The sequence below is a fragment of the Candidatus Kapaibacterium sp. genome (assembly GCA_023957315.1).
Classification (GTDB): domain Bacteria; phylum Bacteroidota; class Ignavibacteria; order Kapaibacteriales; family UBA2268; genus PGYU01.
Map to the genome: position 1 here is coordinate 111,581 of JAMLHE010000001.1, position 12,220 is coordinate 123,800.

Sequence of the window (12,220 nt, forward strand, 5' to 3'; positions counted from 1 at the left end):
CAAAAAAATTTTAGTACCAATCTACTCTCGTATTTGAAAGCATAGAATTAATCTTTTGCTTTTCGTTTTCGTCAAATTCATTCCTTGTCAAACTGATGAAACGCAATTTAGGAAGTTCGCCGAGGGAAGCAGGTAGTTCGGTGAGATAATTGAATCCAAGCTCAAGTTCAACCAAATTGCTCAAATTGCCGATTGAAGCCGGCAAAGTCTTCAACTCATTTTCATAAAGCAATAATTTCTGAAGACCAGTTAAGTTGCCGAAACTTTCCGGCAATTCCACGATAAGGTTCTTATACAATCTTAACTTTTCCAATTTCGTCAAATTGCCGATGTCGCTTGGCAATTCAGTCAAAGTGTTTTCGTTAATCTCAAGTTTGGTCAGATTTGTCAGTTTACAAATTGAATCCGGCAACTTAGATAATGCGTTCCCGGGCGCTCTGAATTTTTCGAGCTTTGCCAAATTGCCGATTGAATCAGGCAATTCGTGTAATTCATTCTCGCTCAGCACTAATTCTTTCAATTGCGAAAGATTCCCAATCGTATCGGGCAAAGATTTGATTCTGTTGTTATTCAAACCTAGACGCTCGAGATTTGACAAATTGCCAATGCTTGAAGGCAATTCAGTAATACGATTCCAACTGACGACCAAAATGCGTAGTTCAGTCAATTCCGCAATCGACGCCGGCAAAGTGATGATTTGGTTACCACTAAGGTCGAGTTTGCGTAATTTCTTGAGGCTCGAAATTCGTTCAGGGATGTAGGTCAGTTGGTTGTTCCATATGATGAGTTCTTCGAGGTTGGGTAATTTGAATATATCATCGGGAAATTCGTCAAGGTCTTTGTAGTGTAGGTCGAGGGATTTAACATTGTTCGGCTCGAGAAGTGCTTTCTCGAGCGAATAAAAAGTCTTGATATCTGAGTCTTCCATAATTTTTTCCTCCCATTATATTGTTACTATTTAATCGTATTCGGATAATACCGATTTTAATTTTAAATATAATGAAATTATTTCAAATACAGCATCAAAAATTTTTGAAATTGTTATTTTTTTATGAATGCCGAAATTGATTTTTTTTTCTTAATTTTGAAATCTTACTAAACCAACTTAAGTTTGTTATGAAAAAAGTCACTTTGAAACTCGCTTTTTTGATATTTTTTGCACAAATATCGGCTGTATTCTGTGAATTTAATTTGCCGCCAAACCCTGTAAATTATTTTGAACAACCTTTCGATGTTGTCAGCTATGATTTTCATATCACATTTGACAATCCCGCAGACAAGTATATAGACGGAATATGCCAAATCACTTTTATCAGCAAAAGCCTATCGCCTGAGCAAAGATTTTATTTTCACCTATGGGGACCTGAAATAGACTCGGTTTTCCTCAATTCGGAGCGAGTGGAATTCTACGAAGCAGGAGATGTGGAATCCGGAACAGCTTGTTATTTCATCAATTACGTTACGACTGTTGCACCTGAAAGCTTTGTTGCCAAGATATATTATCAGGGAAACATGATTTCCGAAGGTGGCAATATGGATTTCGGAGGTGTGCATTACGATGATGAAATATTATATTCGATGGGAGTCGGATTTAATATTAATTATGTTTCTACTACTCGTGCATGGCTTCCTTGCTTCGACCATCCTTCCGACAAAGCTGAAGTCGTTGCTCGATTTGACGTCCCTGCAAAATATACAGTTGCTTCGATTGGTGCATTTGCTTCCAAAACTGAAACTGATAATGGCAGAACCGTATATACATACAAAAGTTTTGACGACATTGCCACTTATCTGATGACATTTGCCGTTGGGGAATTTGACACAGTCCGCTTTCATCACTCAAGCAAAAATTTGCCGATGACTGTTTATGCAAAAGCTAATCAAATCGAAGCCGTAAGATATGCTTTTGAGACTTTGCCCGAAATTCTCGATGCCTACGAAAGCTATTTCGGTGAATATCCTTTCGATAAATTGGATTATGTTCTTACAGAAAAAGGTTCGATGGAGCATCAAACTTTGGTAAATATTGCAAGTTCGGTGGTGATGAGTGCCTATAATTCTCAGAACAAATACAATTCGACAATCATTCATGAACTCGCTCACATGTGGTTCGGCAATTCCGTTACGCCCTTAGATTTCAGAGACGCTTGGTTGAATGAATCTTTTGCATCATTTTGCGAAGCTTATATTTACGAGAAAATTTTCGACAAAGCACGATACATCAAGCACCTTCGCGACCAAGGCATAACATACTTCAATTATGGTATTCCGCGAGAAGGAGCCCAAGCAATCTATGATTTCGACAGAGCAAAGGCGGGTAACTATCCGATTACGATTTACTACAAAGGCTCCAACGTGCTCAGTATTTTGAGGTATTTGGTTGGTGACGAAAAGTTCTTGGGTGCTCTCAATCACTATCTCACCAAATATGCCTATGGCAATGTAAATACTGAACAATTTATCAGCACTTTTGAAGAATTCACCCAAACTGATTTGACTGAATTTTTTGACAAATGGGTCTATGAAGCAGGATGGATAGAGTTGCATGTTGACGTAAACTCGGTCATTGACAAAGGTGACGGCTCGTTTGAATCGAATGTAACACTCAGCCAAACACAAACAAATCAGGGCTTGCCAATTATTGAAACGCCTATTGAGTTTTCGTATAGCCAATTTGAAATGACACCGATTCACAAGCTGATTATGCTTGATGCAAATGAGCAAGCGGTTCAATTCACTAGTAGTGAGCATTCTTTCTCGTCAATTTCATCTTATAGAGTGAATTGGGGCAATGATTTTGTTGTTCCGGCAAGAATTGCAAGATATACTTCCGTCGAAAGTCCTGAAATTGCGAAACCTTACGAAATCAGCGATAGTCAATTTACTTTTGAAATTAAAAGCGATTCATATGCAGAAGGAATCGCTTTGATTACAGATGTCAACGGCAAAATTATCGAAAGTGTGAATTTTGACAAGCAAAGCATTTCCTTCGATAAAAATATTTTCGCAAATGGACTTTACTTCGTCATAATCAATTTGAATAATCACATTTACATCGAAAAATTTATAAAATAAAGTACCGGAAAAATGAACGAAAGAGTTGAATTGCTCAGACAAAGATTTGATATAATTACCCAAAATGCCGAAAAGGCTGCATTGGAAGCCAATAGGGACATCGAAGACATAAAAATCATAGCTGTTTCTAAGATTCAAAAATTCGACCATGTGGCTGATGCAGTCGAAGCCGGATTGAAATATTTCGGCGAAAATTATGTTGCAGAGTTGCGTGAAAAGCACGAGCAATTGACTGAAATCGGCGTCTCAGTGCCGGAATGGCATTTTATTGGTCACTTGCAGTCAAATAAAGTCAAATACATTGCCGAATTTATCACAATGATTCATTCGGTGGATTCGCTCAAATTGGCTGAGGAAATAGACAAACGCGCTCTGCAACACGAGCGAGTTATTGATGTTTTAATCCAAATCAACACAAGCGGCGAAGATTCCAAATCGGGGATTGAACCTGAGGATGCTGCCGCACTTGCCCAACAAATTTTGAAACTTAAAAATGTGAAATTGAAAGGATTGATGACTATTGGCACTTTCACTGATGACGAAAGTCTGCAACGTGCAGAGTTTACGCTCCTGAGAAATAGTTTGAAATCAATCAACGAAAAATTGGGCACTAATTTGGATGAGCTTTCTATGGGAATGACAGGTGATTATGCCGTTGCAATCAGCGAAGGAGCCACAATGGTGCGTATTGGAACTGCGATTTTTGGTGAACGAATTTACGATTAATATTTTTTAGAGGAAAAATGCTTACTAAAATAAAAGAGTCTTTACAATCAATCAGAAAAGTCACGGATTTCACTCCCGAAGTGGGTATCATTCTTGGTACGGGATTGGGGAATTTGGGTTCGGAAATTATCATAGAAAACGAATTATCTTATCATCATATTCAACATTTCCCGATTTCGACAGTCGAATCTCACGCAGGGAATCTCATATTCGGCAAATTAAGCGGTAAAAATGTCGTAGCAATGAGTGGCAGATTCCATCTTTACGAAGGCTATTCAATGTCTGATATTACTCTGCCCGTCAGAGTGATGAAAGAAATGGGCGTAAAGACTTTGCTCGTATCGAATGCTTGCGGCTCGGTCAATACATATTTCCGCAGATGCGACTTAATGATAATTGACGACCATATCAATTTGATGGGTTCAAGCCCGCTTATTGGCAAACATTATGATGAATTCGGTCCTCGTTTTGTTGATTTGAGCCAACCATATTCGCAAAGATTAATCCACTTTGCAGAAGAAATCGCCTTAGAGCATCAAATTCCCGTCAAAAAAGGCGTCTATGCAGCTATGAGCGGTCCAAATCTGGAAACTCGTGCAGAATATAGAATGTTGCGAGTTATCGGAGCAGATGTTATTGGCATGAGTACAATTCCCGAAGTCATTGTTGCCAATCAAATCGGACTCGAAGTCTTTGCTGCATCTATTATCACAGACGAGTGTTATCCCGATGCTTTGACGACAATTAGTATCGAAGAAATGGTTGAAGCTGCAAACTTGACTGTACCAAAATTAACGGTGATTTTCCGCGAACTAATAAAACGACTTTAATTGCAACTTTTTTCAATTCGATGTGTCTTTATAATATTGAAAGATAATCAACAATAAAAAAATGAAAATATTTACTCTTTTAATATTAATTGCACTAATTGTCTCCTGCAGTGCGAAGGAAAAAGTCATCAATCCCATTGATGAGAACCGTTCTTTTATGATTTCTACCGATGTCGGAGGATTTACACTCAAAGGTATTAGTTTGCCATCCGGAAATATTCACGAGCAAGATTATTATCGTAAATTTTTCGCTGAAGATGCAAAAAACAAAGTAACTGCAATCGCCGACAATGGCATGGATATTTTTTTCTTTGTACCGGAGGATATGAAAATACTTGTGGTTGGGAAGACAGACATGTTGATGAAAGCAGTTATTGATTTTGCCCCATACGGATTGAAACCCGTCTCTATCACATTTGCAAATGCAACAGACGCATACGTACTCAACCAAGAAAGCAATGATGTATCTATAGTTGACCTTACGGTTTACGAAGTGGCGAGAAATATTAAATGCGGCATTCATCCTGTTGGCATAAGCTCTTACGGCAATCAAGTTCATATTGCGGATAAAGTTGCCAATCTTGTCCATGTAATTGATACTCGCACGAGAGCAGTTGAAGAGTCAATCAAAGTTCATTCCGGACCCACATTTATTAGATTCACCGATGATGGCAAAACTTCGATTGTGATTTCATCCGGTGTTAGTGGTAACGAAGCAAATCCTACCAAAAGCAATGCTATGGTGACATATATTGATGTGGAGTCGAGAACTGTGTCGTCAACGGTTGATTTGGGTTTTGGACAATTACCTGCTCTTGAGCAGTATCCTCGCGGATTTGAAGTTACTCAAACAGATTGGGGATTTGTTCAGACGCAAATGGGTTTATTCAGATTGGATTTGCGAAATCCCGATAAAATCGCTCTAATGTTTCGAACCGCTTACGACGGTATTGCATATAATCGTGAAAAATCTGAACTGATACTATACACCTCAGGCGATAATTCCGAAATTTCCTTAGCTGATGATAGTACGGCAGAGATTTTTCAAAAGGGTAAGTTCGCCGGTAAAATTTTCGCAATTTATCCTAATAATTGATGGCTAATTCGAATTTTATAAATCTGAGTTCATTGCTCGAACTTAGCGCCAAACTCTACGAAAGTAGCGACAAATCTTCAATCTTGAATATTTCCCTTTTAAGTTTGATGGGCAAATTGCTCATTACAAGCGGCGTAATTTTATCGAATGAATCAGGCAGATTAGTTCCGATTATCCAAAAAGGTCACACGGCGCTCGATTTTTATAAGCTGATGAATAAGTTCAATCCCGATAAATATGTTTCAATCGTCGAATCCACCGAATTAGACAGCATCAGATACATAATCCCAATTCGTAAGCAGGATAAACTCTATGCTTTGATTTGCTTGAGCAACCCGCTGATACCTCATGATTTGAGCGAAGATGAGAAAAAGTACATCGAGCTTTTGTCCTCGATTACTGCTAATGCTATCAATAATTCATTTATGCTCGAATCTTACAAACGCGAAAAAAGCGTCGCAGAACGGCGTAGCCAGCTTCTTTCGGCATTGTACGAAGTTAGCCGCGATTTCGGGAGTTTGCTATCTCATGATGAAATTATCAAAACTCTCTCACTCACCGTAATGGGTCAATTAACCGTTTCAAAATTTGCTGTTTTTATCGAAAATGACAAGAAGCAATTCCACAAAATTATTGACAGAATCGGGCTGGAAGTTTCCGAATCTTTGCTACGAGAACTGCTTGTATGCGAGACTGCGACGCCTATCGAAAAATCTGATTTGAGTCACGAAGCCTATCAATTCTGTGTCAAAAAGCAAATCGCTGTGATTTCGCCGATGAAAGTGCAGGGGAATAAAATCGGGGTTTTGTTGATTGGAAATCGGATGAACGAGCAGCCTTTTAATTCCGATAATCTGATTTTCATCGAAGCTATTGGCAATACTGCCATGGCAGCGCTCGAAAACGAGAGACTTTTTACTGAAGAAATCGAGAAAAAACGGCTTGAAAGCGAGATTTCGATTGCCCTCGAAATTCAGAAAAATCTATTGCCCAAAAGCCCGCCTGTCACAAAGAATTTCGATATTTTCGGCTTTTCATTGCCCACTTATCAGGTTGGGGGAGACTATTTCGATTATATCAAAATTGACGAAAATCGTCTCTTGCTCGCTATTGCTGATGTTTCGGGCAAAGGAATCCCTGCATCATTGATTATGGCAAACACTCAGGCAGCTTTGAGAGTGCTCGCACGCAACCAAATTGACCCCGTTTCAATTGCAAATCAAATTAATTCATTACTCTACGAAAACACAAGCCCCGACAAGTTTGTTACTTGCTTTTTCGGTGTGCTCGACCAAACTAATAATCAATTCACATATCTTAATGCAGGGCATAATCCGCCATATTTGTTCAAATCCGACAATACGATGCATGAATTGCACGAAGGCGGGCTGATACTGGGTTTTATGGAGCATGATTTTGGCTATAACACGGGAAATATTGTTTTGGAAAGTGGCGATTTAATCATTATGTTCACTGATGGTGTGACCGAGTCGCACAATGAAAAAAAAGAGGAATATGGCGAAGTAAGGCTGATTAATCTCATCAAGGAAGTAAAGCACCTCAATTCTTTCGATATCGCTCAAGCTATTTCAGCCGACGTTAAGAAATTTGCCGGTAATGCACCCCAATTCGATGATATAACAACTATCGTGTTGAAATGCTTGGGGTAGCTCCCATTAATCGCCGTAACTTACAATTTCATTTATTCGCTGATTTAATAAATTTTTAAATAAATTTACTTCAACTCTTTCGCCAAAACCAAGTTCGTTAACGGGGTCAATAACATATCCATTTTCAATTGGGTAAACATTGCACGTTGCGGATGACCTCACGCGTGGAGTTAAAGTTAAGTATGAATAGCTTGAATCATCGCAAATTGAATATAAGTCCAGAAATACGATATACTCTTTACCTTTTTTTACCCAGCCGCTTCCTGTTGAATCCATCATCATTGGAGGGTATAATACTTTTCCATCTTCATCAACTAGTGTATGTACTACATCATAGGCAATGACTTCATTTTCAGGCAATCTTCCCCATTCAAGTCTATATGTGAATTGCAAATAATTACTTGGTAAATTTTCTAATTTATTTGTGTTATTTGCGAGTGTAAGAGGATTAAGATTATTTACTTTAGCCTCCGGCAATACCTTCCCTTTAATATTATCAAGTATGGAACAAGTTACAATTGAAGATGTATTTTCGGAACCATGTTCAATAAAATTCAAAGTGTCCTCAACAAATACATGAGCAATTATCGAGGATTCTAATAGTAATTTTTCAAGATAGGGTTTGGGCGAATGTTCAGTCGCAGTGTTGTGAATTTGGTCAATAATTGTATTTGCTGAAATATAATTAGATGTTAATTTAAAAAGTATAGGATTATAATCAACTACTTTGTATAAATATTTCATTATATAGCGAAGTGTATCGTATTCGTGTTGACGAACATTATGAGCAAAAAACCTTATATCCGGAAAATCTTTCTCTACCGAATCAAGCAAAATATATCCGACACGAACATCTTCAGGCATATCATCAGTTATATAAGGTTTATAAGGTAGATGTTCAAATCTGAAATATAAATCATTATAATCGGACCAACACGGTGGTTTTTGCCCAAAACTCCTTGACTGAAATGCTGCTACTAATATAACGAACGCAATGAAATACTTAAGGGAATCCATCATTGTAGCCCCACCAACATGATTTAAAACAAATGTGTTACAATTGTATGTTAAATGTAATCAAATTGATTTTCATAACAAAATATTTTAGTTATTATTCTTTGACAGCTTGCTCCAAAAAGCCAAACACAAACTCAAATGAATTCAAATTGAAATTCAATCTGCCGTCTTCAACTTCATATGATTGACCGGAATTGCTCTCGAAACGAATATTTCCTTCCATGCTGGAAATTTGCACTGATTGCGGCGATTCAGGGTTGAAATTTGCCACGAATAACAATTCCGAGTTACAACTTTTTGCACGTCTCAAAAATGCTACAACATCCTGTGAGCTTTCCAATAACATGAATTCATATTCTTGCGAGAATATTTCCGGATATTTTGCATAAAATTCGTTAACGGATTTAATCGCATTTATAATATTTTGCCTATTTAGCCAATTCATCTCAATATTGGAAAATAAGGGCAGCGTTTCGGCAGGGAATTTTTCGATTTGCTCAATAGTGAATCCCAATCCCGTATTTACCGGATTTTGTTCGCCTAACTCGAATCCTGAATGAATGAATTGTGGCACCGGAAGCACCATGCATAGTGCATAAATCATTGCCGAGAAGTTTGAATCATCGAATCGGCTTGCCGCTCTTGGAGTATTATGATTTTCAGGCGTCGCAAAAAAATCAACCGCAAAATCATTGTGCTGGAATCGTCTAATCAAATCTTTGATTCGTTCGGGATTATGTGCGTCAAAGGGCAAATATCCCACAACACAATCATAGCCTTCATCGGCAGATTGCTTCGATGGTACAAAATTTTCCTCCCAAATAATGAAGTCGGGTTTGTCTTTTCGGGCTTCGCTGATAATTCGTTTGCGAAGTTTTTCGGGGAGTGCATGCCCCATATCTATCATCATTCCGTCCAATCCGAAATTTTGCTGCCAATAGGGGATGATATCGGCAATGAAATCCCATAGCTCTTTCACCTCGTAATTTTCCTTAGCCAATGCCAAATCGTACATCCGCACAGTATTATATGCGATATAATTGAAATTGCTATGCTCATACATTCGTGTGTAAGTTACGTCGCTCCAGACAGGCTGCACATCGTCGGGGGGCCAATCCGCAAATGCACAGGGAATCCGCACTTCAACCTTTTTGTTGAGTAAGCCGCGAATCTTTGTTTCTACGCGCGCAACTTTCTTGGGTGTTTCGGTGAACATATCTTTGAAAACTTGGTGCGGTGGCGGCAAGTGCTTTAAGTCGCCGGATTTTATTTTATTTTTAATCGTCGAAAGTTCATGATTATTGAAAATCGGCGGACCATATTGCTTTTCATTTTTCGCATCCTTTGCTCTGTTGTTGATTTTATCGCTTATCCAATAGAACCAATCGGGATGCTCGAGCGATAGGTCGCTATCCACAGACGCAGTCCTGAATACAAATTCAGTGACCAACTTAATTCCCGCCATATGAACTGCCTCGACAAATGCTTTAAATTGCACTTCGATATCAATGTCCAAAATTGGCTCGCCGAGTGTTTCTTCAATTTTCAGGGGATTGCGTATTGCGTATGGCGAACCAAGCGTTCCTTTCTTTTCGTCAATTCCGATTGAAGTCACCGGGAGTAAATATATGATTGTAGTGCCGAGCGATTTGATATATGGGAGTAATGCGATGCCTTTCAGGAAAGTGCCCGTCTCTCTGAAACCCGTTTCAAGTGGCTCTATACCGATTGTACCGTCGGCATTGTGGTCAAATGTTGCTGTATATCTCAAGAACATATTATAAATAATCGGCTTGTGAGGATTTGTCACGCTTTGATTTTCGGAATTGCGAATGGCTTCAATTTTATTCAAATAAAAATCGAATGGATTCACGTTTTCTGAGCCGATTTCATCCGTATCATGCCATAATTTTGGTATATGATAAGCAAATTCCTTGCGTTTCTTTTTTTTCAGTTCTTTTAGTCTTTTCTCAACAATGCTCAAATAGCCCTGCAACATATAAATTACCCCTGTCTAACAAAATATGAATGTCAAAAATACGTATTATTATGTAAAGAATGTTATATTTAAAAATCACCCTCAATGAAAATTATAAAATTAGCGATATTAGTTTTTGTATTTGCTGCGACTCTTCCTATTTTACTGCTATCCAAAGACCCAAAGCCCAAAGCTGAGGATTTGGTGAAAATCGAATTGTTCACCGACCATGTGAAAGCATTGCCGGGCAGTACATTTTTGCTTGCAGTCAAATTCACAATTCAAAAAGATTGGCATACATACTGGGAAAATCCCGGTGATGCAGGCTTGCCGACAGTAGTCGAACTAAAATTGCCCCAAGGATGGCATTCCTCCGATATGATTTTCCCGATACCACAAAAAATCAAGTTCGACGAATTTGCAAATTATGGCTACGAAAAGGAAGTTTTACATCTGATTCCCATTACTATTGCCCCAAATGCTGTTCACGGAAATGTGAAAATTGATGCACTCATCAAATTCTTAGTTTGCAAGGAAGAATGTTTGACCGGAAGTAAAAAGCAGAGCTTTACGATAAATGTAACGCATATGCACGAGTTAAATATTGAAAAACTGCCACTTTTCGGGCAATTTACCTCAGAATTACCACTTAGAGAGCATCCTGTAAGTGCTGCGGCTTCGATAGTAGGAGACAGGTTAACACTTAATTTGTCAGGTGAATTACATCATTCCAAAAATTTGACATTCTTTCCAATAGAGGAAGGTTATATGGTAAATGGTGCAGAGCAAAAATTGACAAAAGCAGGAATTTCGACTACATTTGGATTGGAATTAGACCAATACAGGGAAGCAAATCCCGAGAGAATTAAAGGGCTGATTGTCTCCGATACGGCAATAATCGCGGATAAGGCAAATAGGGCTATTTATATTGATATTCCGATAATAAATAAGTAAAAATAAATAAATAATTTTTTTAAAATTTTTAAGGACATTTTATGTATAAATTAATGATTTCGGTAATAGTTTTGCTTTTGATGAGCGTTTCGCTTTCAACGGCAGCAGAAAAAGCGGAGTTGGGTAAAGCAGCTCCAAAATTCACACTCGTGGACTCCAAAGGTGGAACTCATTCATTGGACAATTTTGCGGGTAAATGGGTTGTTTTGGAATGGATTAACTTCGATTGTCCCTTTGTAGTCAAGCACTACAAGGAAAAAAACATGCAAAATATTCAAAAACAATATACCGATAAAGGCGTGATTTGGTTGGGAATTTGCTCCTCTGCTCCCGGCAAACAAGGTAATTTCGACAAGAATGAAATAAACAAACGCTTGAGCGAAATGGGCGTAAATATGACAGCATATTTAATTGATGAAGATGGGACGGTCGGCAAAAAGTACGAAGCTAAAACAACGCCACACATGTTTATAATCAATCCCGAGGGCGAGCTTGTTTACCAAGGTGCGATAGACAGCATCCGCTCCACAGATATTGCGGACAACGCCAAAGCCGAAAATTATGTCAAAAAAGCACTTGACGAAGGAATGTCCGGCAAAGCTATTTCCACCAAAACAAGCACTCCATACGGTTGTTCAGTCAAATACGCAAATTGATTTTCTAATTATTAAAACGAAGCTGTCCAAATGGGCAGCTTTTTTTTTGGCTGCTGTAGATGTCTTGTCATTCTGAACGAAGTGAAGAATCCATGTGTCTTGTCATTCTGAACGAAGTGAAGAATCCATGTGTCTTGTCATTCTGAACGAAGTGAAGAATCCATGTGTCTTGTCATTCTGAACGAAGTGAGGAATCCATGTGTCTTGTCATTCTGAAC

Annotated in this window: 10 protein-coding genes; 7 read left to right on the forward strand and 3 right to left on the reverse strand. The window is 38.4% G+C overall.

What is annotated here, in order from left to right; translation table 11 throughout:
- Window positions 1-10 precede the first annotated feature (10 nt).
- Window positions 11-928 (reverse strand): leucine-rich repeat domain-containing protein, encoded by a 918-nt coding sequence (locus M9949_00460; GenBank protein ID MCO5249877.1) that lies wholly within the window; start codon window positions 926-928, stop codon window positions 11-13.
- Window positions 929-1,116: 188 nt separating this feature from the next.
- On the opposite strand from M9949_00460, the gene M9949_00465 reads away from it, so the two are divergent.
- The 5 genes from M9949_00465 to M9949_00485 all read left to right on the forward strand — a co-directional run bounded on the left by M9949_00465 (window position 1,117) and on the right by M9949_00485 (window position 7,397).
- A complete protein-coding gene (locus tag M9949_00465) occupies window positions 1,117-3,075 on the forward strand; it encodes a hypothetical protein (GenBank protein ID MCO5249878.1) in 1,959 nt (652 codons plus the stop codon).
- Between the two features lie 12 nt (window positions 3,076-3,087).
- The gene (locus tag M9949_00470; protein MCO5249879.1) at window positions 3,088-3,801 is read left to right on the forward strand and encodes a YggS family pyridoxal phosphate-dependent enzyme; all 714 of its coding nucleotides are present in this window, start codon (window positions 3,088-3,090) and stop codon (window positions 3,799-3,801) included.
- Between the two features lie 17 nt (window positions 3,802-3,818).
- Window positions 3,819-4,631, forward strand: a complete 813-nt coding sequence (locus M9949_00475) for a purine-nucleoside phosphorylase (GenBank protein MCO5249880.1) — start codon at window positions 3,819-3,821, stop codon at window positions 4,629-4,631.
- Between the two features lie 61 nt (window positions 4,632-4,692).
- Window positions 4,693-5,727 carry a hypothetical protein gene (locus M9949_00480; GenBank protein ID MCO5249881.1) on the forward strand — a complete coding sequence of 345 codons (1,035 nt, stop codon included), beginning with the start codon at window positions 4,693-4,695 and terminating at the stop codon, window positions 5,725-5,727.
- On the forward strand, window positions 5,727-7,397 hold the full coding sequence (locus tag M9949_00485) for a SpoIIE family protein phosphatase (protein MCO5249882.1): 1,671 nt from the start codon (window positions 5,727-5,729) through the stop codon (window positions 7,395-7,397). Before M9949_00480 ends, M9949_00485 begins: the two co-directional genes overlap by 1 nt.
- 6 nt (window positions 7,398-7,403) lie before the next feature.
- Here M9949_00485 and M9949_00490 read toward each other — a convergent pair whose 3' ends face one another.
- Window positions 7,404-8,417, reverse strand: a complete 1,014-nt coding sequence (locus M9949_00490) for a hypothetical protein (protein MCO5249883.1) — start codon at window positions 8,415-8,417, stop codon at window positions 7,404-7,406.
- Window positions 8,418-8,508: 91 nt separating this feature from the next.
- Window positions 8,509-10,413, reverse strand: coding sequence for an alpha-amylase family glycosyl hydrolase (locus M9949_00495; protein MCO5249884.1), 1,905 nt, complete (start codon window positions 10,411-10,413; stop codon window positions 8,509-8,511).
- A gap of 84 nt (window positions 10,414-10,497) precedes the next feature.
- Between M9949_00495 and M9949_00500 the strand changes: the two genes are divergently transcribed.
- Window positions 10,498-11,346: a hypothetical protein gene (locus M9949_00500; GenBank protein ID MCO5249885.1), complete on the forward strand. Its 849-nt coding sequence runs from the start codon at window positions 10,498-10,500 to the stop codon at window positions 11,344-11,346.
- 41 nt (window positions 11,347-11,387) lie between these two features.
- Window positions 11,388-12,002: a thioredoxin family protein gene (locus M9949_00505; GenBank protein MCO5249886.1), complete on the forward strand. Its 615-nt coding sequence runs from the start codon at window positions 11,388-11,390 to the stop codon at window positions 12,000-12,002.
- Window positions 12,003-12,220 lie beyond the last annotated feature (218 nt).